22 protein-coding genes are annotated in these 25,707 nt (G+C 60.1%); 7 read left to right on the top strand and 15 right to left on the bottom strand.

Annotation, left to right across the window (positions count from 1 at the left end; translation table 11 throughout):
• Nucleotides 1-33 precede the first annotated feature (33 nt).
• The 5 genes from ASE80_RS18710 to ASE80_RS18690 all read right to left on the bottom strand — a co-directional run bounded on the left by ASE80_RS18710 (nucleotide 34) and on the right by ASE80_RS18690 (nucleotide 4,958).
• Entirely contained in the window at nucleotides 34-1,926 is a 1,893-nt protein-coding gene (locus ASE80_RS18710; protein WP_056860252.1) for a pilus assembly protein TadG-related protein, read from the bottom strand.
• A 90-nt stretch (nucleotides 1,927-2,016) separates the two neighbouring features.
• Nucleotides 2,017-2,967, bottom strand: coding sequence for a 2-hydroxyacid dehydrogenase (locus ASE80_RS18705; protein WP_056860251.1), 951 nt, complete (start codon nucleotides 2,965-2,967; stop codon nucleotides 2,017-2,019).
• Nucleotides 2,968-3,062: 95 nt separating this feature from the next.
• Entirely contained in the window at nucleotides 3,063-3,587 is a 525-nt protein-coding gene (locus ASE80_RS18700; protein ID WP_056860250.1) for a cysteine hydrolase family protein, read from the bottom strand.
• 182 nt (nucleotides 3,588-3,769) lie between these two features.
• The gene (locus ASE80_RS18695; protein WP_056860249.1) at nucleotides 3,770-4,384 is read right to left on the bottom strand and encodes a TetR/AcrR family transcriptional regulator; all 615 of its coding nucleotides are present in this window, start codon (nucleotides 4,382-4,384) and stop codon (nucleotides 3,770-3,772) included.
• Nucleotides 4,385-4,517: 133 nt separating this feature from the next.
• Nucleotides 4,518-4,958 (bottom strand): hypothetical protein, encoded by a 441-nt coding sequence (locus ASE80_RS18690; RefSeq protein ID WP_056860248.1) that lies wholly within the window; start codon nucleotides 4,956-4,958, stop codon nucleotides 4,518-4,520.
• Between the two features lie 493 nt (nucleotides 4,959-5,451).
• On the opposite strand from ASE80_RS18690, the gene ASE80_RS18685 reads away from it, so the two are divergent.
• The 3 genes from ASE80_RS18685 (at nucleotide 5,452) to ASE80_RS18675 (ending at nucleotide 9,108) form a co-directional block, all read left to right on the top strand.
• Nucleotides 5,452-6,729, top strand: a complete 1,278-nt coding sequence (locus ASE80_RS18685) for a serine/threonine transporter (protein WP_056860247.1) — start codon at nucleotides 5,452-5,454, stop codon at nucleotides 6,727-6,729.
• 125 nt (nucleotides 6,730-6,854) lie between these two features.
• Nucleotides 6,855-7,472, top strand: coding sequence for a ParB-like protein (locus tag ASE80_RS18680; protein ID WP_056860246.1), 618 nt, complete (start codon nucleotides 6,855-6,857; stop codon nucleotides 7,470-7,472).
• Nucleotides 7,462-9,108, top strand: a complete 1,647-nt coding sequence (locus ASE80_RS18675) for a SulP family inorganic anion transporter (RefSeq protein WP_056860245.1) — start codon at nucleotides 7,462-7,464, stop codon at nucleotides 9,106-9,108. Before ASE80_RS18680 ends, ASE80_RS18675 begins: the two co-directional genes overlap by 11 nt.
• Nucleotides 9,109-9,244: 136 nt before the next feature.
• On the opposite strand, the gene acnB is transcribed toward ASE80_RS18675, so the two are convergent.
• Nucleotides 9,245-11,854, bottom strand: coding sequence for a bifunctional aconitate hydratase 2/2-methylisocitrate dehydratase (acnB, locus tag ASE80_RS18670; protein WP_056860244.1), 2,610 nt, complete (start codon nucleotides 11,852-11,854; stop codon nucleotides 9,245-9,247).
• Between the two features lie 394 nt (nucleotides 11,855-12,248).
• Between acnB and ASE80_RS18665 the strand changes: the two genes are divergently transcribed.
• Complete coding sequence (locus ASE80_RS18665; protein ID WP_056860344.1) at nucleotides 12,249-12,719, top strand: DUF1289 domain-containing protein; 471 nt, start codon at nucleotides 12,249-12,251, stop codon at nucleotides 12,717-12,719.
• A 125-nt stretch (nucleotides 12,720-12,844) separates the two neighbouring features.
• Here ASE80_RS18665 and ASE80_RS18660 read toward each other — a convergent pair whose 3' ends face one another.
• Nucleotides 12,845-13,708: a universal stress protein gene (locus ASE80_RS18660; protein WP_056860243.1), complete on the bottom strand. Its 864-nt coding sequence runs from the start codon at nucleotides 13,706-13,708 to the stop codon at nucleotides 12,845-12,847.
• Nucleotides 13,709-13,858: 150 nt separating this feature from the next.
• Here ASE80_RS18660 and ASE80_RS18655 point away from each other — a divergent pair, with 150 nt between their 5' ends.
• Nucleotides 13,859-14,461, top strand: a complete 603-nt coding sequence (locus tag ASE80_RS18655; RefSeq protein WP_056860242.1) for a tRNA-(ms[2]io[6]A)-hydroxylase — start codon at nucleotides 13,859-13,861, stop codon at nucleotides 14,459-14,461.
• Here ASE80_RS18655 and ASE80_RS18650 read toward each other — a convergent pair.
• From ASE80_RS18650 to ASE80_RS30830, 5 genes are read right to left on the bottom strand one after another with little or no spacing between them, the layout of a single operon-like run.
• Nucleotides 14,417-15,616: an MFS transporter gene (locus ASE80_RS18650; protein WP_056860241.1), complete on the bottom strand. Its 1,200-nt coding sequence runs from the start codon at nucleotides 15,614-15,616 to the stop codon at nucleotides 14,417-14,419. The two genes, ASE80_RS18655 and ASE80_RS18650, sit on opposite strands and share 45 nt — an antisense overlap.
• A 44-nt stretch (nucleotides 15,617-15,660) precedes the next feature.
• Nucleotides 15,661-16,047, bottom strand: coding sequence for an ectoine synthase (locus tag ASE80_RS18645; RefSeq protein WP_056860240.1), 387 nt, complete (start codon nucleotides 16,045-16,047; stop codon nucleotides 15,661-15,663).
• Nucleotides 16,048-16,059: 12 nt separating this feature from the next.
• The gene (locus ASE80_RS18640) at nucleotides 16,060-17,178 is read right to left on the bottom strand and encodes a hypothetical protein (protein ID WP_082463649.1); all 1,119 of its coding nucleotides are present in this window, start codon (nucleotides 17,176-17,178) and stop codon (nucleotides 16,060-16,062) included.
• The gene (locus tag ASE80_RS30835) at nucleotides 17,171-18,259 is read right to left on the bottom strand and encodes a class I SAM-dependent methyltransferase (RefSeq protein ID WP_236708849.1); all 1,089 of its coding nucleotides are present in this window, start codon (nucleotides 18,257-18,259) and stop codon (nucleotides 17,171-17,173) included. Before ASE80_RS30835 ends, ASE80_RS18640 begins: the two co-directional genes overlap by 8 nt.
• The gene (locus ASE80_RS30830) at nucleotides 18,193-19,728 is read right to left on the bottom strand and encodes a class I adenylate-forming enzyme family protein (protein WP_111452757.1); all 1,536 of its coding nucleotides are present in this window, start codon (nucleotides 19,726-19,728) and stop codon (nucleotides 18,193-18,195) included. The genes ASE80_RS30835 and ASE80_RS30830 overlap by 67 nt, the downstream gene beginning before the upstream one ends.
• A gap of 566 nt (nucleotides 19,729-20,294) precedes the next feature.
• Here ASE80_RS30830 and ASE80_RS18625 point away from each other — a divergent pair.
• The gene (locus ASE80_RS18625) at nucleotides 20,295-21,002 is read left to right on the top strand and encodes a winged helix-turn-helix domain-containing protein (RefSeq protein ID WP_056860237.1); all 708 of its coding nucleotides are present in this window, start codon (nucleotides 20,295-20,297) and stop codon (nucleotides 21,000-21,002) included.
• A complete protein-coding gene (locus ASE80_RS18620; RefSeq protein ID WP_056860236.1) occupies nucleotides 21,003-22,280 on the top strand; it encodes an ATP-binding protein in 1,278 nt (425 codons plus the stop codon).
• 150 nt (nucleotides 22,281-22,430) lie between these two features.
• On the opposite strand, the gene ASE80_RS18615 is transcribed toward ASE80_RS18620, so the two are convergent.
• The 3 genes from ASE80_RS18615 to ASE80_RS18605 all read right to left on the bottom strand — a co-directional run bounded on the left by ASE80_RS18615 (nucleotide 22,431) and on the right by ASE80_RS18605 (nucleotide 25,646).
• Nucleotides 22,431-23,222 (bottom strand): MipA/OmpV family protein, encoded by a 792-nt coding sequence (locus ASE80_RS18615; protein WP_056860235.1) that lies wholly within the window; start codon nucleotides 23,220-23,222, stop codon nucleotides 22,431-22,433.
• Nucleotides 23,223-23,239: 17 nt separating this feature from the next.
• Entirely contained in the window at nucleotides 23,240-25,063 is a 1,824-nt protein-coding gene (locus tag ASE80_RS18610) for a serine hydrolase domain-containing protein (RefSeq protein WP_056860234.1), read from the bottom strand.
• 94 nt (nucleotides 25,064-25,157) lie between these two features.
• Nucleotides 25,158-25,646: a GFA family protein gene (locus ASE80_RS18605; protein ID WP_056860233.1), complete on the bottom strand. Its 489-nt coding sequence runs from the start codon at nucleotides 25,644-25,646 to the stop codon at nucleotides 25,158-25,160.
• Nucleotides 25,647-25,707 lie beyond the last annotated feature (61 nt).

Below are 25,707 nucleotides of genomic sequence, written 5' to 3'. Positions count from 1 at the left end.
CGTGTTGGACGATGATCAGCGGGCCTGATGTGCTCAGATCACCAGCATCGCCCGGCCACCGGGGTTGCACGACAGGTTGGCACCGATTTCGACTTTCGCCAGGTCGATGCCCAGGCCGGCGAGCAGGTTGTTGACGATGGGGTCGAGCAGCGGGCCGAGCAGCCCGGCAATCACACCGCCCAGGGTGGTGAGCAAACCGTTGACCACGCCCGTGACCAGGCCCAGCACGGCGCCCAACAGGCTGACCATTTTGGGCGGGTGGTTGATCAGTAGGATGCCGGTGAGTGTTTCCTTGAGGCTGCTGACCGCGTTCGAGCTGGCGAATGCGTAATAGAGCGGTTGCTGGTTGATCGCGGGCGGGTCGGTGTAGGTGTGCGCACGCGCGGTTTTCAACACTTCGCTGTCGACTCGGATGCCCAGGCCGCCCGCCGCGAAGGCCTGCCTGTCGCCGCACACGCCGGTGCCGCGCTTGCAGGTTTTAGTGCCGATATCCACCAGCGGGTACTCGTCCACCTTGAGTGTTTCGGTGGATGAGTACAGATTCTTGGGGTCAACCTGGCCAATCATCGCGCGCAATGCCGAGGTTTCGCCGAGTACCGACAACGACTTTTTACCGCTGTCGCAACTGTAGCCGGTGACCCTGGCGCTGCCGCCGGCGGCTTCGAGGGCGATGTCGAGGGTGTCGCCGATTTCCAGGCTGGCGACCAGGCAGCAATTGGGGTCGAGCAAGCCAAACAGCCCGCCCAACAGGTCACTGAGCGCCTGCACCACGCCCCCCAGCAGGTTATTGACCAGGGTGACGATCGGCAATTTTACCGAGATCAAGGTGCGCACTTGGGCGGTGCGCACATAGATGGGCTGCCTGGCGATATCTTTGGGGTTGCCGATGCTGGAAACCTGCCCGGGCTCGATCACTTTGGTCGACACGGTCACGCCGAGCAGGCCCAGCACATTGACCGGCAACTCCACGGCAACCGCGCTGGCCTTGTTCGACAGTTGCACAAAACCCTGGATCAGGTTGAACAATTGCAGGTTCACATCCAATGCAGTTTTGTCGGTGCCATTCTGGATATTGATCAGGTCGCCCAGGTGCAGGATCTGCGTGCCCGGTGCAATCAGCTTGATGGCTTCCAGATTGTTGATCACCACGTTGACCGCATCACCGCCCAGCTTGAGCACATCAATGGCCGCCTGGATCAGTTGGCCGACGGTGGCGTCGGTCTTGAGCAACTGGTCGTAGTTGCCGGCGCTGACTTTCAGTTGGACGGCCAGCGCATCCAGGTACTTGAGCAAGCTGATATCGGTGTTGAGCAGGCCATTCCAGCCCACTGCGTCCAACTGCAACTTGCCGCCCAGCAGGCCACCGATCAAGGCGTTAAGGGCGACAGACTGGGTGCTGTCCACGGTCAATAAGGTGCTGCGCACCGTGAGCTGGGCAACCGTGGGGGTTGGCGCGGCGGCGACGGCGGTGGCGCTCAGCTGCGTTGTCAGGTTTACGGGCTGACCCGAGAACAGGGTGCGCACGCCATGGGCAATGCTGGTGTGCACGCGATGGGTGGCAACCACCCGGATAGCGTCGGTTTTGCTCGGGTCGGCGCTGAACGTGCGCATAAAATCTGCGCCGGTGGCCAGGGTGCCGCAGGCGGTGGAAAGCGTGCGATTGTCGTCGAGGCTGAAGTTGTTGCGCGCCGCGCTTTCAGTTGCAAACTGCGCAGCATTGTTGGCGGGCGCCGCGCATGTGCCGCTGCGGCTTACCGCCTCCAGCGCTGCGGTGTCGGCCACACGCTGCAATTTGCGCTTCTCCAGGTACAGGCGACCGCTGTCGACCACCAGCAGCAGAAACAGCAGCGCAATACCGAGGGTTAAAGCGCCTATCAGGCCGATGGCGCCGCGCTGGCGGGCCGGGCCGAGTCCATGGCCAATCATTGTGCGTTCCTTCGCCGGTCCTGCACCGACGTCCTGAGCATACCCGCAAGCAGTGTAGTCAGGTTTTGCGCAGGCGCTGGCTAAACGCTACTAGCTGCGCGGCGGTAGCGTAACCGGTGTCAGCACTGGGCGGCCGGCGAAGTATTCCACCAAGTTATCGGCCACGCGTTGCACGGTGTCGTGGGCCGCTTCCGGCGACAGGCCGGCGACATGGGAGGTGAGCACGGTATTGCTCAGTCGCTTGAGGGCGTCGGGCACTTTCGGCTCATCGTCGAATACATCCAATGCGGCGCCGCCGATACGGCGTTGTTCCAGCGCTGCCACCAGGTCGGCGGTCACCACCACGCTGCCGCGTCCGATGTTCACCAGGTAACCGTTCGGTCCCAACGCGTCCAGGGCATGGCGATCAATCAAGTGGCGGGTGCTGGCCCCGCCCGGCGTGGCCAGGATCAGGAAGTCCGAGGTGCGCGCCAGCTCCACGGCAGTTGCACAGTAGGTGTAGTCCACATCATCGCGGGGCTGGCGGTTGTGGTAACTCACTTCCATGCCAAAACCGAGGGCGGCACGCTTGGCAATCTCCATGCCCACTGCGCCGAGGCCGAGAATGCCCAATTGCTTGCCGCCCAGGGAAGGGCGCATCACTTTCGGCCACTCGCTACGCCGCACCGCCGCGTCAGTCTGGGGAATGCCACGCACCAGCGCCAACAGCAAGGCCATGGCGTGGTCAGCCACTGACGGCGCGTTCACGCCGGCGCCGTTGGTGACTACGATCCCGCGATTGCTTGCTGCTTGCAGATCCACGTGCTCATAACCTGCGCCGATTACGCAGATAATCTCCAGCAACGGCAGCGCCGCGATTTCTTCGGCATACAGCCCCAGCGGGCCACGGGTGAGTACCGCCTTGATCTGCGCGCCGTGGGCCTTGATTGCTTGGGCGCGCTCGGCCGGCGTCGGCGCCAGAATCACATGAAAGTCATTGCTCTCGATGATTTGCAGGTATTCGTTGATGGTTTCAACCAGGACCAGAACAGTGGTGGGCATCGGAAGGCTCTTCCTGAAGGGTTTGATAGGAGGAGTATGCGGGATTTGTAAGACGGAACGATTTGCTCAATCAGAAAAATCCCGCACAGGTGACGCTAGAACTCGATATCCAGCGCTTTCACCCGCTTCACAAATGCTCCCGCCAAGGTCGCATTGTGATGCTCGATGATCGCCTGGGCCGACAAGGTCGGGGTGTCCATGCAGGTATGGCCGTCCTCGGGCAGCACCACCGAAAACCCAAGCTCCACCGCTACTCGGCACGTGGTGTCGATGCAAAACTGGGTTTTCATGCCGACCACCACCAATTCGTCGACCTGCGCTGCCGCCAGTTGTTGCGCCAGTTCAGTGCCCAGGAAGCAACTGGGGCGGGTTTTATTGAACAGGTGGTCGCGTGCTGCGTCCACCTCGAGGCCGTGCCACAGTTGCCAGAGCGGGCTGCCAGCTGCAATCGGCGAACCCGCCGGGCCGGTGTGGCGGGCGACGAAGATGGGGGCGCCGGCGTTGCGGGCGCGCTGGATCAGCTGGTTGATGGTGCCCAGCACGCGCTCGCGCTCGAAGGGGTGTTCCGGCCCGTCGTATAAACCGGTTTGCATATCGATGATCAACAGGGCATTTGCCATGGTCTTGCTCCTTGCAGTGGCCAGCGGGCGGGGCAATAAAAAGGCCCCGTCCATTACTGGCGGGGCCTTGGGTTGTTACTGGGTGTCTTTAGCTCCGGCACCCACAGCAACCGCACGACCCGCCATAAGCGGTCGTGGTAGTGGTGCGGGTGAGACAGGGCTGAATCAGGTTCATGGCCTGATCATGCTGGGGAGGGTACGTGGCTGTCAACGGCGCTGTCCGAGTTCTGCTCTTGCAGCAGGGTGTTTCTTGCAGCCTCAAGGAATTCATCTGACAAGCTGCTGCCGCGTGTCGCACGGGCGAGGGTGAGCGCGCCGATCATCATTGCGTACTTGGCCAGCATCGCCTCGCGGTCTTCATCCTGAAGCTGGGCGAAAACCTCCAGTGACTGTTCAACGCCGTCGATAAAGGCGTGCTGCAGTGCGGTGTCAGCGGGCTCATGGCACATGTCCGGGGTGAAGGCCGAGATGGGGCAGCCGTCGCCAGGGGTGTCACGGTGCTGTGTGGAAAAATACGGGCGCAGGATGGCTTCGCGGGCGGCGCGCACATCATCACTGTGGCGGATTTTTTCCTGCCAGCCCAGGTTCGATTGCTCGAATGCCTTTTGGCACGCCTCGGTGGCCAGCGCTTCCTTGGATGCGAAGTGCCCATAGAAACCGCCGTGGGTCAGGCCGGCTGCGGCCATTACGTCAGACAGGCTGATACCGTGCAAGCCGCGCTCTCGGAAGAGGTGCGTGGCTGCCTCGACGATGATTTCGCGGTTGAGTTCGGCTTGTTTGCGGGAGACGCGCGGCATGGCTGGGTTCTCAGGATGTAGGCGGACACTGCCTGAAACGTACAGGAATGGGTGGGATTCTAAAATAGATTTGTTGTGGAATGTATTCTCCATGGGCTGCCGTGATGTTTGAAACGGCAGCCCCGCATCGCGACTACTGAGTGGTTTGCGCTTGCCGCGCCTTGGCTTGCTCCGCTTGGGCAATGGGCATGAAGTCGTAGGTAGGGAAGAATTGCGTGGTGTAAACACCCCAAGCGGTGTTTTCGATCGCCAGGTTAACTTCTGTAAGACGCGACGCCGGGAGGCGCAGGACGATGACCTGCCCGATACCCATGGCTATATTCCAACTCACCACTTCTACGCCGGCAGGCGGAAATGCCTTGTGAAATTGCTGCTTGGCCAATTGTGCTTTCAACTCACTCAAGGGCCGCGACTGATCATGTTTAAGCAGTACCGTTAACATGACGGCGTTATCAGGCGTGGCCGTGTTAACAGTGGTGTGGGTACTGGTTGTGGCGGTGGCTGCGCCGGGAAACAGTACGGCGGTTACCAATGCAGGTATTAAAAGCAGTTTGAGCGCGTTGTTGCGATTCATGTCGGGCACCTTCAGTGTTGTTAACTTGCAGGGTGCAGCATTGGGGGGAGATATCACTCATTCGGCATGGCTGTTTTTGTTATTGGACCGTTAACGGGTTAACAGCACGGCACGGTGTTTGTGTGAAGTGTGAGTGGGAATCTTAGTTTGCACCTTGGCGATGGCTCAATGGCTATGTATGGTTCTGTAACAGTTATAGGTCTATTAAGATGAAAATATAAATTAGATGCAGGACGTGTCTTTTTTTAATGTCGGATGTGTCTTGTAAGTTGGTTGTTTTAAATGGATTCCTGATCATGCCCCTACGCTGCCCCAGCCCTCGCAAACGGCCGCCCTGGCGCCCCTTGCACGCCTGCACCGGCTAACCATTCCTCAGCTAAGTCTTTGCTTATTCGAGAGAATCCCGGACAATCCGGCCCCTTCTATGGGCGGGGCGCTGCCTGTCAGGTTTTTCTGACTCGCCCCGGCCGTGTAAATGCGGAGATCCGACCGGATGAATGATCAGGCCAATAGCGTCGACGAACGCTATGCAACGACACCTGCAACCCTCACAAGCTGGAGCCGCCAGGACACCACCTGGATGCTCGGCCTGTTCGGCACCGCCATTGGCGCCGGTACTTTGTTTTTGCCGATCAACGCCGGCCTGGGCGGCTTCTGGCCCCTGGTGATCCTGGCATTGCTGGCATTCCCGATGACGTTCTTCGCTCACCGTGGCCTGACGCGCTTCGTGCTGTCCGGCCGTGCCGGCTCCGACATCACCGACGTGGTTGAAGAGCATTTCGGCCTCAAGGCCGGTGCGCTGATCACCTTGCTGTACTTCTTCGCCATCTTCCCGATCCTGCTGATCTACAGCGTGGCCCTGACCAACACCGTCAGCAGTTTCATGGAACACCAACTGCACATCATGCCGCCGCCACGCGCGATCCTGGCCTTTGTGCTGATCCTCGGCCTGCTGGCCGTGGTGCGTTGCGGTGAGCAAGCGATCGTCAAGGCCATGAGCCTGATGGTGTATCCGTTCATCGTCGCCTTGCTGTTCCTGGCGGTGTACCTGATCCCGCACTGGACCGGCGGCATCCTCAGCACTGCCAGCGAAGTCCCGGCGCCGTCCGCGCTGCTCAATACCCTGTGGCTGGCGATTCCGGTGATGGTGTTCTCGTTCAACCATTCGCCGATCATCTCGGCGTTCGCGGTCGACCAGAAGCGCCAGTACGGCGCCAATGCCGATGAACGCAGCTCGCAGATCCTGTGCCGTGCGCACCTGTTGATGGTGGTAATGGTGCTGTTCTTCGTGTTCAGCTGCGTGCTGACCCTGTCGCCGGCGCAGTTGGCCGAAGCGAAAGCGCAGAACCTGTCGATCCTGTCGTACCTGGCCAACCACTTCGACAACCCGACCATTGCCTTCGCCGCACCGTTGATTGCATTCGTGGCGATTGCCAAGTCGTTCCTGGGCCACTACATCGGCGCCAGTGAAGGTCTCAAGGGGCTGGTATTGAAAACCGGGCGTCGTCCGGCTGCCAAGTCCCTGGACCGCATGACCGCCGCCTTCATGCTGGTGGTGTGCTGGCTGGTCGCCACGCTCAACCCGAGCATTCTCGGCATGATCGAAACCCTCGGTGGCCCGATCATCGCGTCGATCCTGTTCCTGATGCCGATGTACGCGATCCGCAAGGTGCCGGCCATGGACAAGTACCGTGGGCAGGCGTCGAATGTGTTTGTCACCGCTGTAGGCCTGGTCGCGATTACTGCGTTGGTTTACTCGCTGCTGTCCTGATAACCGGCAGCAGGCAGCAAAGCCGATTCGCGCACTGCGTGAGTCGGCTTTTTTTGTGTCCGAAAAAAATCCCGATTGCAATGAGGGCTAAGCTGTCGACGTGTTGGTTCCCTTTGGAGATACCCATGGCTCGGCCCCGCCCGCAACTGGTCACAGGCAAACTGGAAAAACTGCACCCTACACAATTGACGGTCGGCATGGCGGAAGTCGCTGCCAAGCGCGACGCCTGGACCAAACTCAAGCGCAAGGAGCGCGCCGCCGCCCTCGACAAACACTGGTTTCCTTGTGTGCTGGGGCCGGACGAGCGCTACTACATCACCGACCATCACCATTTTGGTTTGGCCTTGATTCTGGAAGAGGTCAAGAGTGTGTCGCTGCTGATGCTCAAGGACCTGTCTTTCGTCGAGCGCAGCACCTTCTGGAATGTCATGGCATTCAATCAATGGGTCCACCCCTACGACGCGCGCGGTTTGCGGCGTACCTATGAAGCCATTCCCCGCAAGATAACCGATCTGCAGGACGACCCTTACCGCAGCCTTGCCGGTCTGCTGCGCACCGCCGGTGGTTACGCCAAGGACGCAACACCGTTCAGCGAGTTTTTGTGGGCGGACTTTTTTCGCAGCCGTATCGGCAGCGATGTTGTCAGCCAGCCAAATGCCAAATTAGTGGGCAAGGCCATGACCCTGGCGCGCAGCCAGGAAGCCCGTTATTTGCCAGGATGGGTTGGGCCGATTGAAAACTGAAACCGTTACGCCCGTTGCCGTACCACCCAATCGTACCCAGGACATCCTTGCCGGGCTGTCCATCGCCGGTTTATTGCTGCCGGAGGCTGTGGCGTATTCCAGCATCGCCGCATTGCCACCGCAGGCCGGTGTGATCGCCTTGTTCGCCGGGCTGGTGTGTTACGGCCTGCTGGGCACCAGCCGTTTCGCGATTGTGTCGGCCACGTCCTCTTCGGCGGCGGTATTGGCGGCGGCTACCGCCAGCATGGCCGGGGATGATCCGGCGCTCAGGCTGTCCCTGGCCTTCGGCCTGGTGCTGATCACCGGCGTGCTGTTTGTGTTGGCCGGTTTGTTCAAGCTGGGCGGTGTGACGTCGTTTATCGCCAAGCCGGTGTTGCGCGGTTTTGCCTTTGGCCTGGCGCTGACCATCATCCTCAAGCAATTGGCGAGTGTGGTGGGCGTACACCTGGCCGATAACAACCTGATCCGTTTCCTGCCGCAACTACTGGAACAACTTGCGCGCTGGAACTGGCCGGCGGCGCTGGTGGCAGCGGCAGCATTGGCCGTCTTGTGGCTGTGCGCGCGAATCCCGCGTTTGCCGGGCGGCTTGCTGGTGGTGGTGCTGGGGATTGTTGCCGGGCAGTACCTGGGCTTGCAGGCCCATGGCGTGGCCTTGATCGGCATGATTGATCTGCGTCTGGAACTGGGGCACTTTCCGGTGCTGCCGTTCGCGGATTGGTTGCGCCTGGGCGAGCTGGCCTTTGCCTTGGTCATGATCCTGTATGCGGAGTCCTACGGCTCTATCAGTTCGTTCGCACTTAAACATGGCGACCGGGTGTCATCCAATCGCGACCTCTTGGCGTTGGGCGCGGCGAATCTGGTGTCCGGGTTGTTCCATGGCATGCCCGCCGGTGCGGGCTATTCGGCGACGTCGGCGAATGAGGCCGCCGGCGCCGTTTCGCGTCTGGCGGGCGTCATTGCGGCGTTGGTGGTGCTGGTGATCGTGTTGACGGTGCTGCCGTATGTGGCGTTAACACCGGAGCCGGTGCTCGCCGCCATCGTCATCTACGCGCTGGGCCGTGGTTTGAGCCTGCAACCCTTGGGCCGTTATTTCCGGTGGCGCCGTGACCGTTTGCTGGTGGTCTGCGCGGTAGCGGCGGTCCTGGTGTTGGGCGTGCTGGATGGCTTGCTGGTGTCGGTGGCGATCAGCGTGGTGTTGATGTTGCGCCAGATGTCTTCGGCGGATATTCAAGTGCTGGGGCGCTTGGGCGACACTCACGATTTTGTTGACCAACAACACCATGCTGACGCGGTACAAGTGCCTGGGCTGTTGATTGTGCGGCCCAGCGAAGCGCTGTTCTTTGCCAATGCCGAGCGCATCCTGGGTGCGGCGTTGCGCTTGATGCGTCAGTCGCCGGTCGATGCGGTGGTGTTGAGCCTGGAGGAGTCTCCTGACCTTGACGGCACCAGTATCGAGGCGCTGGCAGCGTTTTTTGCGCAGGTGCACGGGGAGGGCAAGCGGCTGGTACTGGCGCGGGTGCGGCATGCGGCGATGGAAGTACTGCAAGCCTTGCCCGAAGCCGTTGCGCCACAGGTTTTGCTGAGTGCCTTGAGTGTCGATGGCGCAGTGCAGTTGGCGTTGCACACCAGGCCGTGAGTACCAATGATCAAAAAGTGTGGGAGCAGGCAAGCCAGCTCCCACATTTGTTTGGTGGTGTTGTTAGCGCTGTATTCCAGGCATAAAAAAACGCCGCGCATCTTGCGATGCGCGGCGTTTTTTAAATCACCACATCTTAGGCTTGAATCACCGGGATGTTGGCGCTTGCTGCGATTTTGCGGAACTCGGCGATCTGGTCGAAGTTCAGGTAGCGGTAAACGTCACTGGCCATGGTGTCCAGTTTCGCTGCGTAACCCATGTACTCTTCGACGGTCGGCAGGCGACCCAGCGTGGAGGCAACTGCCGCCAGCTCAGCCGAGGCCAGGTAGACGTTCGCGCCATCACCCAGACGGTTCGGGAAGTTACGGGTCGAAGTCGACACAACCGTCGAGTTCGGCTCTACACGTGCCTGGTTACCCATGCACAGCGAGCAGCCCGGCATTTCCATGCGCGCGCCAGCCTTGCCGTAGATACCGTAGTAGCCTTCTTCGGTCAGTTGGTGTGCGTCCATCTTGGTCGGCGGCGACAGCCACAGACGGGTTGGCAGCTGGCCCTTGACCTGCTCCAGCAGTTTACCGGCAGCGCGGAAGTGACCGATGTTGGTCATGCACGAACCGATGAACACTTCGTCGATCTTCTCACCGGCAACGCTGGACAACAGACGGGCATCGTCCGGGTCGTTTGGTGCGCAGAGGATCGGCTCGTTGATTTCGGCCAGGTCGATCTCGATGATTTCGGCGTATTCGGCGTCGGCATCGGCTTCCATCAGCTCCGGGTTGGCAACCCAGGCTTCCATCGCTTGGGCGCGACGTTCCAGGGTGCGTGCATCGCCGTAGCCTTCGCCGATCATCCAGCGCAGCAGGGTGATGTTGGAGTTCAGGTACTCGGTGACCGACTCTTTGGACAGCTTGATGGTGCAACCGGCAGCCGAACGTTCAGCCGAGGCGTCGGACAGCTCAAAGGCTTGTTCCAGCGTCAGGTCGTTCAGGCCTTCGATTTCCAGGATGCGGCCGGAGAAGGCGTTCTTCTTGCCTTTCTTCTCTACGGTCAGCAGGCCAGCCTGGATCGCGTAGTAAGGAATGGCATGAACCAGGTCACGCAGGGTGATACCAGGTTTCATTTTGCCTTTGAAGCGCACCAGGATCGATTCCGGCATGTCCAGTGGCATAACGCCAGTGGCTGCGGCAAACGCGACCAGACCGGAACCGGCCGGGAACGAAATGCCCATCGGGAAACGGGTGTGGGAGTCACCACCGGTGCCGACGGTATCCGGCAGCAGCATACGGTTCAACCAGCTGTGGATGATGCCGTCGCCTGGACGCAGCGATACACCGCCACGGGTCATGATGAAGTCAGGCAGGGTGTGGTGGGTGGTCACGTCGATCGGCTTGGGGTAGGCCGCGGTATGGCAGAACGACTGCATGACCAGATCGGTCGAGAAGCCCAGGCACGCCAGGTCTTTGAGTTCATCACGGGTCATAGGACCGGTGGTGTCCTGAGAACCCACGGTGGTCATCTTCGGCTCGCAGTAGGTGCCAGGACGAACGCCTTTGCCTTCTGGCAGACCGCAGGCCTTGCCGACCATTTTCTGTGCCAGGGTGAAGCCTTTGCCGGTGTCGACAGGGGCTTCAGGCAGCTTGAACAGGTCGGTAGGGCCCAGGCCGAGTTCGGCGCGCGCCTTGTCGGTCAGGCCACGGCCGATGATCAGCGGGATACGGCCGCCGGCGCGAACTTCGTCCAACAGCACCGGGGTCTTCATTTCGAAGGTGGTCAGGACTTCGTCGGTGCCGTGTTTGCAGACTTTGCCAGCATGCGGGTACAGGTCGATCACGTCGCCCATGTTCATGTTGGTAACGTCGAATTCGATTGGCAGTGCGCCAGCATCTTCCATGGTGTTGTAGAAGATTGGAGCGATCTTGCTGCCGAAGCAGAAGCCGCCGGCGCGCTTGTTCGGCACGTACGGTACGTCGTCGCCGAAGAACCACAATACCGAGTTGGTTGCCGATTTACGCGACGAACCGGTACCCACCACGTCGCCGACGTAGGCGATCGGGAAACCCTGGCCGCGCATCTCTTCGATCTGCTTCATCGGGCCGGTTTTGCCTTGCTCGTCCGGCACGATGCCTTCGCGTGCCATTTTCAGCATGGCCAGGGCGTGCAGCGGGATGTCAGGGCGGGACCAGGCGTCCGGGGCAGGGGACAGGTCGTCGGTGTTGGTTTCGCCGGTGACCTTGAATACGCGCAGGCTGATCTTGTCGGCCAGGGTTGGGCGGTTGCGGAACCACTCGCCGTCAGCCCAGGACTGGATCACGCCTTTGGCGTGCTCGTTGCCGTTCTTGGCCTTTTCGGCCACGTCGTGGAACGCATCGAACATCAGCAGGGTGTGCTTGAGTTGGGCGGCCGCGACAGGGGCCAGCTCGGCGTCGTCCAGCAGGTCGACCAACGTCACGATGTTGTAGCCGCCTTGCATGGTGCCAAGCAGTTCAACCGCGCGTTTTTTGTCGATCAGGGGAGAAGTGACTTCGCCCTTGGCCAGGGCGGACAGGAAGCCGGCCTTGACGTAGGCAGCCTCGTCAACGCCTGGTGGAATGCGGTTGGTGATCAGGTCAACGAGAAATTCTTCTTCGCCAGCCGGAGGATTCTTCAGCAGCTCGACCAGGCCTGCGGTTTGTTCGGCGTTAAGCGGCTGGGGAACGATACCCAGTGCTGCGCGCTCTTCGATATGTTTGCGGTAGGCTTCAAGCACAGTTATTACCCTCATCAGTGGTCCCACGGGACGCTCATCCAGAAATGAACGGCACGCATGCGCTCGGGGGCTTTTTGGGCCGCAAAGCCAGCGCTGCCGGCATTCCTCACAGAAGCTGCTTTCAAAGTTTTACGCCTGCAGAACGGAGCTGATGAGGGTTGGCGCGGGCTCTGACCTACCGGGTCGAACCTGCGCCAACACCGTTCTGAAGGAACGACTGTGCTCGTGACGCTTTGAAAACAGCTTCCAGCGGATTATTGGCGCCTTACAAGGCCGGATGATTCTACGGCAAAAAAAATCTAAAGGTAAGTTACCTCACCAAGTTTGCTGGGTGATCAACCTTAGACAAAGGGCTAACATGGCGCATCGTTTCGCTGATTTGTGTGCGCTGCCCATGTCCAACCAAGCCATCAAGACCCCCTGCGTCGGCCTGTGCTCCACGGTTTACGGCGATCTCGTGTGCCGCGGCTGCAAGCGCTTTCACCATGAGGTGATCCAGTGGAATGGCTATAACGAAGAAGAAAAACGCGCGGTATGGTTGCGATTGGAGCAGCTGTTGGTGCAAGTGATGGCCGGCAAACTGGAAGTCTTCGACCCCAAGATGCTGCGCGGGCAGCTTGAGCAGCGCAAGATTCGCTTCGTGCCGCACCAGTCCGAGTACTGCTGGGCCTACCAGTTGATCGCCCGCGGCGCGCGGGTGATTTCCAACTTGGAAGCCTATGGCATGGTGCTGCTGCCGGAGTTTCGTGAGTGGGCACTGCCGGAACTGCGGGATGCCATTGATCGTGAGTTCTTTATCTTGTCCGAGGCGCATTACCAGCGCTATATCGCGCCGGGGTTCCTGAAGGACGCACTGGGCCACTGACCGCAGAGGTCAATGTGGGAGCTGGCTTGCCTGCGATGGCGGTAGATCAGCCAAAGGTGTGTTGACTGAAAGGTCGCTATCGCAGGCAAGCCAGCTCCCACCTTTGATTTCCAGCGCCCCGTAGATCAAGGCTTGGTCGCCAACTCCTGCAGATGGTCCATCAACGCCTGCGGCTTAAGCACCAATACATCACCTTCCACCGCATCCAGCACCACCTCCGCCGTATTGCCGATCAGCGCCCCGGAAAGCCCGGTGCGCGCCACCGTGCCGATAATGGTCACCGCCGCCTGCAAGGTATGCGCAGCATGGGGAATCAACACATCCGCCGGGCCTTCCTCGATATGCAGGTGGGTGTCGTCGATATCAAACTCGGCCTGGAACGCCTTGCACTGTTCGCGATAGCGCGCCTCGATGGTTTCCTTGAGCTGGAAGGTCGGGTCTGCCGCCGACAGCATCGGCGACGGATGGGCACTGATCACGTGCAGCTGCGCTTTGGCCAGGCGCGCAATGTCGAAGCCATGGTCGATGATGGTGTTGTGCAGCGCCTGGTGTTCGCTGTCGCTGTTGCCCACATCAATCGCCCCCAGCACCACCTTGTCGGCCCAGGGCGTCGAGGTTTTCACCAGCAGCACCGCGGTAGGGCAGTAGCGCAGCAGTTTCCAGTCTGCCGGCGTCAGCAGGGCCTTTTTCAATGGGCTGTCCGGGAAGTGCTGCTTGATTACCAAGCCACAACCTTCGGCCTGCTGCACGTCGATGATGGTTTCATGCAGGCTGTCATTCCACGCCTGCTCGGTGGTCACGCTGTAGCCGTCCTCCTGCAGGCCGGACTTGAGCAGGCTGAGCAGCGCCGAATGCTCGTGCTTTTTGTCGCACACCAGCAAATGCAGGTGCGCGCCGGTGACCCCGGCAATCAGCTTGGCGCGCTTGAGCGCCAGGCTTTCGGAATGCTCAGGTTCGATCACCACCAGGATGCTGCGAATGGCTTGCATGGTCGGGGTCTCCAAAAGGGTGGGCCTGGAACAACTATAGTTGCTGCCCGCCAGACGTCATGTTGATGCACATCAAGGCCGGTGGCTGGTGGTCTGCGGCGGGGTCGGTATAATCGCCGGCCTTTTGTGATCCTTTTGCCCGTGAGCCCGATGAACCTGCCCGAAATCCACGAATTCCTCGGCTGCCGCACCCCCGATGCCTGGGTCCAGGCCGCGTTGGCCGATCAGCACACCCTGCTGATCGACCACAAGAACTGCGAATTCAAAGCCGCCAGCACCGCCCTCAGCCTGATCGCCAAGTACCACGCTCATGTGGACCTGATCAGCATGATGTCGCGCCTGGCGCGTGAAGAGCTGGTGCACCACGAACAAGTCATGCGCCTGATCAAAAAGCGCAAGGTCGAGCTGCGCCAACTGCATGCCGGCCGTTACGCCTCGGGTTTGCGCAAGGTGGTGCGCAGCCATGAGCCGGTCAAGCTGGTGGACACGCTGGTGGTCGGCGCCTTTATCGAGGCGCGCAGTTGCGAGCGTTTCGAAGCCCTGGTGCCGCATTTGGACGAAGAACTCGGCAAGTTCTACTTCGGTTTGCTCAAAAGCGAGGCCCGGCACTTCCAGGGTTATCTGAAGCTCGCCTACCAGTACGGCGACGCCAAGGACATCGCCCAGGTGATCCAACGGGTACGCGCCGCCGAGCAGGAACTGATCGAGTCACCCGACATCGAGTTCCGCTTTCACAGTGGCGTGCCAGCCTGAGGCAACGGCCACGCCGATCAGCGCGGTGATCCCGGCCAGCAGCAAGATCACCGTTTGCGTGCCCAACGGCGCCGCCAGCACGGCGATCAACAGGCCCGCCAGCGGCTGCGCGAGGTTATTGAGCAAGGTGATCACGCCCACTGTCTTGCCGAAGTCCTGCACCGGAATCACCCGCTGGCGGGTGCTGCGCATGTACACATTGAACATCTTGTCGAAGCCGGTGATCAGTAGGAACCCCAGGGTGTAAGCCCACAGATTGGGGCTGACGGCCATGATCACCGCCCCCGCCGCAATCATGGAATAGGACAACCCACCCAGCACCTTCAACGGCAGGCTGGAACGCGCCAGGTAAAACAGAATAACGATGGTCACCACCGCGCCCGCAGCCTGCAACAACGCATAGGCATCTTTGCCGGCGTCGAACAGGCCAGTGACCATGGCCGCAGACGTCGCCAGCGTGACCCCGATGATCAGGTTGACGCCCACCGCCAGGGCAATGATCCGCTTCAATTCCGTCAGTTTGCGAATGTGCCCGAAGGCAATGCGCAACGGTTGCAGCCAGATATCCTGATGCTGCTCAAAGCTCTCCAGGCTCACCGTGGTGTTGCGCTGCCACACCAGCATCGCCAGGTCCGCAAGCACAAACAGCCCGGCAATGCCCACCACCACCCACGGCCAGGCCCACACCTCGAGCATCAGCGCCGCCACCAGCGGCCCCAGCACCAGGCCGGTCTGGTCGGCGATCTGCGAGTAGGACAAGGTCTTGGCATAGGTGTAATGCTTGAAGATATGCGGCATCACCACTTCGCGGGCCATGATGCCCTGGGTCGTCAACACGCCGCACAGCGCCGACAGGATCACCAGCCAATAGATGCCGTCGAACACGCCATACAACGCCACTGCCAGCACGCACGCCAATGCGCGGTAAACCTGGCTGATATGCAGGATGCGCACCGGCGAGAACTTGTCGCACAATGCGCCGCACACCGGGAACGCCAGGTAACGCGGCAGTGACTCGACGAAGAACGCCAAGCCGGCCCACGACACACTGTTGGTGGTTTGGAATACGATCAGCGGCACGATAAACAACAGAATCTGGTCCGCCAGCCGCGACAGAAACAGCGAGATAAAAAAAGCCAGGTAGTCCTTGCGCATGGTGCTCTCGTTTCAATCGATCAAAGCGTCAACACACGGGCCGCTCAGTAGCTTGAGCCGCCGGTATCGGTGAGGTTATGGCGCTCATCGCCACGAAGCGGCGGGTTGAACACGCTCACCAGTATCAGATCCTGATGCACGCCACCGCGCAGATAATGCCGGTCATGTTGGTCCAGGACATACATATCGCCCGGGCGGATCGGGTAGATATTGCCGTCCATATCTTCAACCTCACCTTCACCGGCGATGCAGTAACAGGCTTCCAAGTGATTGCGGTAGTGCAGCAGCGACTCTGTGCCAGCACGCACAACGGTATGGCAGACGGTATAGCCCATTCCGTCTTTCTCCGTCAGCAGGCGGTGACTGGTTCCAGCGCCCCATTCAACAAAGTGAGCGGTGTTCTCAATATCGGTCTTGTTGCGAACAAACATGGTCGTCTCCTGTTAATGCCGGGCGTTAAGGCAGTGATTGAGTTCTGAGGTGGCACTGGCCAGCATCGCCGAGTCCCAGTGCACGTCACGGTGGGCGGCCATGGTCTGCAGGTCGCGCCAATGCCTGTGCAACGGGTTCTCGGTGGTCATCAGCGAGGCGCTGCTGTGTTCGACCAAACGTCGTACCGCTTCGACGCATTGGTGGGTGAGGTAGCTGCGATCACGCTTGAGGGCCAGCAACTGGCGCTCGGTGAGCGCGCGTTGTGCCTGGCCCGACGCATGCAGACGATCGACCAGTGAATCAAACAGCGCACCGGCTGCTGTCAACTGCGCGCCACTATGGGCCGCACGCTCAAGGGCGATGGCGCAAGGGGCTGTGTTGTCTCGTGCCAGTGCCTGGAGGTGCAGCTCATAAGCGCCCTCGGCGCATCCCAGAACTGGGCCGATGATCGACGTCGTGATGAACGGCACGATGGGTACGCAGTACAGGTACTCGTGCCCAGCCCCGGCCGGCCGGTGGCCAAACACGTGTTGAAGTGGGAACACTTCGTGATGAGGCACCAGCAGATCGGGCGTCACTACATCGTGAGAGCCTGTCGCACGCATGCCCGTGGTGTTCCAGGAGTCGAGTACAACCACGTCTTTTTTCGCAATGACAACCAGCAAGCGTTCAGTGGTGCCGGCCGTGGGATGGTTGGGGCATGGGGCATTCAGGATCAACCACGTGGCATGTTCGATGCCGGAACTGAAGCGCCATCGACCACTGACGCGCATGCCCTCAGGTTCAATCGACAATCGACTGTCCGGGCCTGCTGACGCGGAGGCAAATAGTTGAGGCGTGCCTGTACGGTAGAGTTTCGCCTCAAAGGCCTGGTTCAGGCGTGCGGCGATGGCGGCGTGTCCGCCCACCAGGCTGATCAACCAGCCCGTCGACGCGCATGCCCTGGCTGCCGTCCTGGATGAGCGCACCAGCGTTGGCCAGCCAGGCAATGTCGGTTGCGCCCGGCGCGGGCACACTAACGACAGCAAGCCGCTGGCGTGCAATTCACTGAGTGTTTGATCGCTCAATTGGCGATTTTTGTCGGCCAGGGCTGCGCGTTCGCGCCACCTTGATAGATAAGCTTCAGGCATTGGGCGCTTCCTTTTGTGTCTGCTTGCCCAGGGAGGCGTGTTCGAAGCAAAAGGAGCGCGGTTGGTTGATTGGGCCAAGCAAATCAATAAACTGCTCAATATGGTCGAGGTCGTCTGAAGCAACGAACTCGCAGAAATTGGTGCTGTTCCAAAGCAGGAACACGTACTTGAAGTGCCGCTGAAGGGCTGCCACCAGCACGTCCATGCACACTTGGCCGTTTTCCATCTGATCGAGCATTTGCAGGCGCTTCCACTCGATTTCTGCGGCGGTGAAGTAGCGCGTCTTGAAGTCCTGGTCCTTCAACGCTTCTCGGCGCAGATACTCTTGAGGGTCGACGTGATTGACCTTTTCCAAAAAGAACGCCAGGCCGCCTGGCTTGAGCAGCGGTTTGACATGGCTGAGCTGTAAGTCGCGGTCCTGGGTGTAAAACTGGAAGGCCGCGGTTTCGTAAAGGTAATCAAAACCTTCGGCAAATCGTACAAGAGGTGGTGAGCCAAGTAGCGCCGGGATGACTTTGAAGAACGACTCCGGGTAGAACAGCGAGTGTTCGGGGCTTGCAAACCGGTCGAAGGCGAGCTGATTGGCACGGTTAGGCGAGCAGGTCAGTGTCTGCACCAGGCCGGCAGAGTGAGCTGCCAGCGCACGGCCGTTGCTGCCGTCGAAGGCGTCGACTTCAAAAAAGCTGAAGCGTTGCTCCGGCCCTGTGCGACGGGCCTGGGAAAGCCGGGTGAGCGCCACACCAACACGTGCCATTTCCTCAAGAATGTACGGCACGCTGGCCAGGAAATGTGAAAACAGCGGGCCGGCCTCAGCGACCAGTTGATCGTGATAAGCGACGACATCGGCGTCAACGATTGTCTCGCGCAGCTGGCTGGTGAGTGGGCGCGAAGGAACCTGTGTGGAGCCAGTGGCCAGGCTGTGAAAATGCTCGGCCAGTTTAAACATCGAGCTGTTTTGTAAGTCTGTTTCGAGCCTGCTGTTGTGCAAGTGATCCATCGAATCGCTCCTTGATGTCAAGCCAGGCCTTTGCCGGTCGTCTTGCCTGAATCGGTTTGCGGCAATGCGTCCATAAACGCCCATTGCGCAGGGACCATGTGCCAGTCCATATGCCGTTTGCAGTATTCATGCAGTGCGGCTTCGCAACTTGAATCATGGTTGCGCTCCAGCACCACACAGGCCTTGGGCAAAAAGCCGGCAGACTCATCCGCCACAGGCACTACAACCACTTGGGCGACGGCCGGGTGAGAGGCCAGGCACTGCTCTATTTCGCGCGGGTTGACATTCCATATGTTGCGTGCAAATACATCATCCTTGCGGGCTACGTAATAGAGAAAGCCTTGATCGTCTCGCTTGAAGAGGTCGCCCGTGCAATAGAATCTTTGTGCGCCGACTACACCGGTCTTGATAGCCGTATGAGTAGCCTCGGGCATTTTCCAATACTCCAGCATCAGGTAGTCGCTGCTCACCCAAAGTTCACCAATAACTCCCGGCTGTGTTATCTGTTTGCCGTCCTCATCGACAATAAGTGCGGTGACGCCGGGTAAGGGTTTACCAACTGAAGTGGGGTATTTATCAATGTAATCAGGTGGCAAGTAGCTGACCCGCTTGCATTCGGTCAGCCCATAGTTGGAGTAAATCTGAACAGCGGGAAGTGCAGCACGAATGCGTTTTATGTGGCGGGTATACAGCGGCTGGCCGCTGCTGGAAATGTAGCGCAGACGAGGCAGTTGACGTTGCCAGTGTTGTTTTGTTTCGGCCAGCAGGAAAAATATCGGCGGGAAGATGTGCATGCCAGTCACCCCCTCGCGTTCCGCGACCTTCAGCACCGCGTCTGCATCCTGAGGCGGGCGACTTTCAATGACCGACGTGCCACCGAAATACAAGGGCATCAGGATGTTGTACACGCCGTAATCGGAAGCCAATGTGGAATAGCTGAGGATCACGTCGTCGGGTGTGTTGTTCAAATAGGCGGTAACGCTCGTCGTTGCGGCAACCATGATTGAGTGGTTAACGACCACACCTTTTGGATTGAAAGTCGAGCCGGACGTATAGAAGATCGAGGTGATGCGGGCGTCGTCCTGCAGGTCGGGAAGTGCTGCCTGCGCAACGTCGGGCGCCAATAAGGCGTGGTCTAGAGAGATGACCTCAGGCGGCGTTGCCGCAGCGTCGCCGATCATTATTATTCGTTCTAAATCGGTGTCCCGACCCAGTGTTTCCAGCGCCTCGCAGCCTTGGGTGATGAGGACCCTGGCACCGGTATGCTTGAGTTGGTGAACCAGTTTCTCGCGGCTGTAAGTGGGGTGCGTTGCCGCCGTAATCGCACCCACGCGCAGGACGGCGAGATAAGCGGCAACGAGATCGATGCAGATCGGTGAATACAGGGCGACGCGATCGCCTGGTTGAACACCGCTGGCGACCAGCAGTCGGGCTATTTGTGTCGTTCTTGCTTGAAGCATTCCATAGCTGTAATGGACGGCATCGAGCGCAACAGCGCACTTGTGCGGGTGGCGGGAGGCGTTATGTTCGATGACCTCGTGATACAAAAGCATGGTGTGTACCTGTATTCAATAACACGCTTAAATAAAGACAGAACGGCTGTGTAAGAGCGGTTCGCTAAATTAAATAAGGGCTGTGTTTGAATAAGGCGCGGAGGTAAGCACCAGGGGTGGCAATCGATAAAAGTTGCGGGTGCACGCTATCAACTCCTTTGATATTTATTTTAATTATCTTCCATGACTTTCACCGGCAGGTGTCGCTGAAAAGTGCATGGATAGTTTCATTGGCGTTGTTGGGCTGTCAACGACGGCCGCGTCACTGTTTTGTCACTGCGTCGTGACAATTTAAGGCGTTTGCTGAATAAATGTTAGTGTCGAAACTTCCGAAAATGACGTGAGTTATGGCTGTCGGAAAAATCACGATCTTTCTTGGGCAAGGCTGCTAACGCCGCGATTTGATACGTTAAAAACTCCGGGTGAAATGTTAAAAACCTTTAAAAACATGAAGGTTGTTCGAAAGCCCCACACAAAGGCGTTTTTTGCCGCGCCCAGTACCTTTTCAGGCCAGCTTGCCACCTATAATGCGCACACTTCAATCCGCGCATCCACACTGAGAACTTATGGAAAACCTGGGTCTGGGCAAGGTCCTGCTCGTTGAGGACGATGAAAAGCTGGCAGGGCTGATCGCGCACTTCCTGTCGCAACACGGTTTCGAGGTGCGCGTGGTGCACCGGGGCGATGAGGCCCTGGCGGCCTTTCTCGACTTCAAACCGAAGATTGTGGTGCTCGACCTGATGCTGCCGGGCCAGAGCGGGCTGCACGTGTGCCGGGGGATTCGCAATGTGTCCGACACGCCCATCGTCATCCTCACCGCCAAGGAAGACGACCTGGACCACATCCTGGGCCTGGAGTCGGGCGCCGACGACTACGTGATCAAACCGATCAAGCCGCCGGTATTGCTCGCGCGCCTGCGTGCCTTGCAGCGCCGCCAGGTGCCGGAGCCCGCGGTGCGTGGTGCGCTGGAGTTTGGCCGGCTGTCGATTGACCGCAGTTGCCGCGGCGTCAGCCTGGGCGGCGAGGCCATCGACCTCACTACCATGGAGTTCGAACTGCTGTGGCTGCTGGCCAGCAACTCGGGAAAAATCCTTTCGCGCGACGACATTCTCAACCGCATGCGCGGTATTGCCTTCGACGGCCTGAACCGCAGTGTCGACGTGTACATCAGCAAGTTGCGCAGCAAGCTCAACGACAACCCGCGCGAACCGGTGTGCATCAAGACCATCTGGGGCAAGGGGTATTTGTTCAATCCGTTTGCGTGGGAGGTTTAGATGCTGCGCCTGTTTCTGCGCCTGTATGTGATCCTGGCGCTGGGGTTGGCCGGGGCAATCTGGCTGGTCAACTACACCTTCGATGAGTTATTGCCCGAGGCCAACGAGGTCTATAACCGCGAAGCCTTGCGCGGGCCGGCCTACGGGCTGGTCGAGCAACTGCGCCCGGTGCAGGGCGCGGCCCGCGATGCGCGCCTGGCGGAGCTGCAACCCCATTACGGCCTGCGCCTCAAGCTGGTGCCGCGCGACACCCTGGCGCTCAATGACCGCGAACAGCAACTATTGGCGGGCGGCCAATTGGTGGTGCGCGGCGACTTCATGGAGTTCCTGACCACCATTGATGGCGGTCCGCAATTGCTGCAGATCAAGCTGCCGGAAGAGCCCAAATGGTTGTACCTGTGGGCCTACGGCTTCCTGGGTGTGAGCCTGGCCATCGTCCTGTATTTCTGGGTACGCCCGCACTGGCGTGACCTCGAACATATCCGCCTGGCCGCGCAGCGCTTTGGCGATAACGACCTCGGCTCGCGCATCCTGCTGCCACGCCGTTCTACCGTGCGCGAGCTGGCCGGGCACTTCAACCAGATGGCCGAGCGTATCGAAAGCCTGATCGCCAACCAGCGTGAGCTGACCAACGCGGTGTCCCATGAGTTGCGCACGCCGATTGCGCGCTTGTCATTTGAGCTGGATCAGCTCAAGCAACAGGCCGACCCACGCCAGAGCCGCGAACTGATCGCCGATATGTACGCTGACCTTGGCGAGCTGGAAGAAATGGTCTCCGAACTGTTGACCTACGCCAGCCTGGAGCGCGGCGCCACCCAGGTCACTCGGGAGAATATCGAAGCCCACAGCTGGCTCGACAGCGTGATCGGCAGCGTGGCGCTGGAGGCCGAGGCAGCCGGGGTGCAGTTGTCGTTGCGCACCTGTGAGGTCGACTTTATCCAGATCGAGCCGCGCTTTATGGCGCGTGCAGTGATCAACCTGCTGCGCAATGCCATTCGCTACGCTGAGCGTCGTGTAGAAGTGTCGCTGGTCAAGTTCGGCAATGGCTACGAAGTGCGGGTTAATGACGACGGCCCTGGTGTGCCGATGGAGGGGCGGTCGAAGATCTTCGAACCGTTCCTGCGCCTGGATGCCAGCCGCGATCGCCGCACCGGCGGCTTTGGCTTGGGGCTGGCGTTGGTCAAGCGCGTCAGCCAGTGGCACGGCGGGCAGGTGGAAGTGCTGGATTCGGAGTGGGGCGGGGCGTCTTTCAGAATGACCTGGGCGTACGCCGAGTAAAGCTCGGGCCTAGCAGGGAACAGGTGTGATAACCCCTTCAATGTGGGAGCTGGCTCGCCTGCGAATGCGGTGTATCAGTTAAAGAATTATTGACTGACACACCGCATTCGCGAGCAAGCCCGCTCCCACACGTTCTGATCGGCTAGCCGATCAGAACGTGTATTCCAAAACCCCCATCACCGACGTCTGCAACCGTCGCTCCACAATCGGGCTCTTGCCCGCTTCATCTGCCAGGTACTGCACATCCAGCAAGGTCGAAAACTGGGTGTGCTCGCTGATCGGCAGGCTCCACACCAGGTTCAGGCCATTGCTGATATTGCCCGCGCCGGCCTTGTAGGCTTTGAAGCGGCTTTGCGCGGCCTGGCCGGTGGTTACGCCATACCAGGTCTGCAAGTAGTTGCGGTCGCCAAAGTGGCTGCTGAGGCTGGCATCCACCGAACCGTAGCGCCCTTCATACAGGTTGGTGCCCAGGCTCAGTTCCAGGTGGGTGTAGGCCTTGCCGGTGTCTTTGCGGTCGTTCTCCTTGAGGGCATGTTCCAGGGTCGCGCCGACGATCACACCGCCCAGGTTATAGCTGGCGTTGACGCCCAATTGCGGGCGGGCCTTGATCTCGCCCATGCCTTTAAGGCGTTTGGAGCCGGCGTGCAGGCTCTCGTTTTTGTCCTTGCGTGCGGCGCTTGCGCCGACATACGCGCTGAAGCTCAGGGCATTGCCTTCGTAACCCCAGCCCAGGCCCTTGTCGGTGTCGAGGAAAATCCCCCATGGGCTGACGACTTTGCCGCCCAGCAGCGGCGCGGTCATGCGTTCGTCGCTGCCGCTGTAGCGCGGCAGGTTGCCCACGCCGGCCTTGAGGCTGTATTGCCAGTCTTCGGCAATCGCAGTGTCTGCAGCTGCGAGCAGGCACAGTGAGGTGATTGACAGGCAGAGGTTTTTTGAGCGCATCCGGGTATTCGTCCTTGTTAAAAATTCAAGAGGTTGTTGGGCGATTGCGTGCGTTTGAAGGAGTAGCCCGAGGCGCTGAGGCCGTTGACCTGGCGGCTGACGGTATCGCCCAGGCCGTAGCCGTTGCCGGCCAGTACCGCGTGGGCGTTGTCGACGGGAAGCAGGATGTAGTCGGTAAGCGGCTCGTTGTGCAGTTGGCCGCGAATCACCAGGAAGCCTTCTTCCAGGCGCACGCTGATGCCGCTCAACGGCGCGTCGGGCTCATGGGTGTTGAGCACCTGATAGGTGCCGATGGTGGAGGCCCAGGCCAGCGGCAGCGGCGGCGGGTCGATGCGTTCACCGATGGCCAGGCGTTGGCCATGGCTGCGGGCGGTGAGCACTTGGCGGCCCTGCACCGTGACCACGTCCAGCTGTACGCGGCCCAAATCACCGAGGTCCTTGAGCCAAAAGCCCAGGACTTTTTTCTGCGCGCGCAGCCAGCCGTGTTCGTCGCGCAATAACTCGAAGTCAAACCCGGCCAGCTCACCGCTCAGCCGATCGCCGTCATCCTTGACCCGGAATACGCCCCAGGCCGTGGCATAAAACCCGGCCAGGCGCTTGCGGTCGACGGCGGCGGGCACCTGGCGCAACTTAAGCCCATGGCTGGGTGCCTGGCAGTCGTCGGCGCACACGGCCTGCCCGGTTTGCGCCTGGAGCATCAGGCGCAGGGTCTCGGTGGCCAGGCGCGCGACCAGTTCTTCGGCGTTGCTGTCATTGGCCATGATGATCACCGCCAATTGCTGGTCGGGCAGCACGCTCAATTGCGCGGCAAAGTCATCACCGCCGCCACTGTGCTGGTAGGTGCGCACGCCGGGGGCGACGGGTTCATCGCCGCAGGGCGCGAGGAACCAGCCCAGGCCCATCCGGCAATCGAAGTCCAGGGCATTGCCGGTGTTTTGCTGGGTAAACATCTGATCAATCGACGGGCTTTCAAGCACACGGGTGCCTTTATAGAGGCCATGGGCAAACAGCATCTGCACGTAGTGGCTGAGGTCTTTGGGGCTGGCCCACAAGCCGCCGGCAGCGAGGTCGCGCACCTGCGCATCGGTACTCGCCACGCCGTCTTCGTACCCAAGGGCGCGAAAGCTCAACTGCGTGCCGGTGCCGACAAAGCTCGATTGGTTCATTTCCAGGGGCTTGAGCAGGCGGCTTTGCAGTTGGGCTTCAAAGCTTTTGCCGCTGCTGCGCTCGATGGCCGCGCCGACCAGCGAATAACCGAGGTTGGAATAGGCCACCTGAGAGCCCGGCGGGCTGCTTAGCCACACGCCCGACACGCGCATCGGCATCTGGCCCATGGCATAGGTGCTGCGCACGTCGCGCAAATGTTCACTGGGCAAGCCGGACTGATGGCTGAGCAGGCGTCGCAGGGTGATATCGCGGTCAGCGGCGGCCTGGTCAGTGTGAAAGCGCGAACGCACGTAAAATTCGCGCAAGGTTTGCTGGATCGGCGCGTCCAGGCCCAGGCGCTGTTGCTCGACCAACTGCATCGCCGCCGTGGCTGTCAGAAGTTTGGAAATGCCGCCGGCGCGAAACGCCGTGTTGGCGGTCACCGGCACACCCTGGGCCTTGTCGGCCAAGCCAAAGCCGCGCGCCCAGATCAGCTCCTGGCCATTGACCAGCGCAATCGACAACCCGGGCACATTCTCGCGGGCCAGGTCTTTGGGAATGCGCGCTTGCAGGTAGCGGATGATCGCGCCGTAATCGCCCTTGGGAATCGCCGGCGGGGCAGGCGGCTGCACGTGGCAGCCGAGCGTGCCCAGCAAGCAGCCCCATAACGGAATACCGCGCAATGTGCGAAACATGAAGAGCACCCGGATGGTGGTTTGGATGCTCGAATGCTAGGGCCATGCCGGCCAACAATCTTTGAGAGCTTTGTCGAGAAACTGTCAAAGAGTGTTAACGCGTCAGCCCCAAACGCTCATGCCACTGGGCAATGGATTCTTCGGGGTATTCGTCGAACTGCAAATCGCCCTTGCGCACACTGACTTCGACCCACGGTGCCTTCGAGCCGAGCATCAGGTGCGTATGCTCAGGCGGCACCGGCAACGGCGTGTCGATGGCCGAAGCAAACGGGTGAATCAACTCCGGCCACTGCGGGCTGAAAAGCCACAAGGCGCTGCCGCACTGCGAGCAGAAATGCCGTTCGGCAGTGCTCGCATGCGCACGGCTGGCGCCTTCGGGCTTGAGGCGGGCGCGGTAGATCGAGATATGCTTGCGTCCCTGCACCTTCAGGCTTTGCGTATCGCCGGCAAGGTTGATCGCATAACCGCCGCCGCCTTGGGTTTTGCGGCAGATCGAGCAGTAGCAACGCTGGTAGGGGTAGGGATGCTGGCTGTTCAGGCTGAATGTTACGGCGCCGCAATGGCAGGATCCTTCGAGTTGCATGAGCTGACTCCTCAAGGCAGGTTGTAACAACGCTTTGCTAATACCTTAGCCTCAGGCAAGA

Origin of the sequence: Pseudomonas sp. Leaf15 (assembly GCF_001421425.1) — a bacterium.
GTDB lineage: Bacteria > Pseudomonadota > Gammaproteobacteria > Pseudomonadales > Pseudomonadaceae > Aquipseudomonas > Aquipseudomonas salomonii.
Note: the sequence above shows the minus strand (reverse complement) of the source record. Positions and strands in the feature narration are given on the sequence as shown.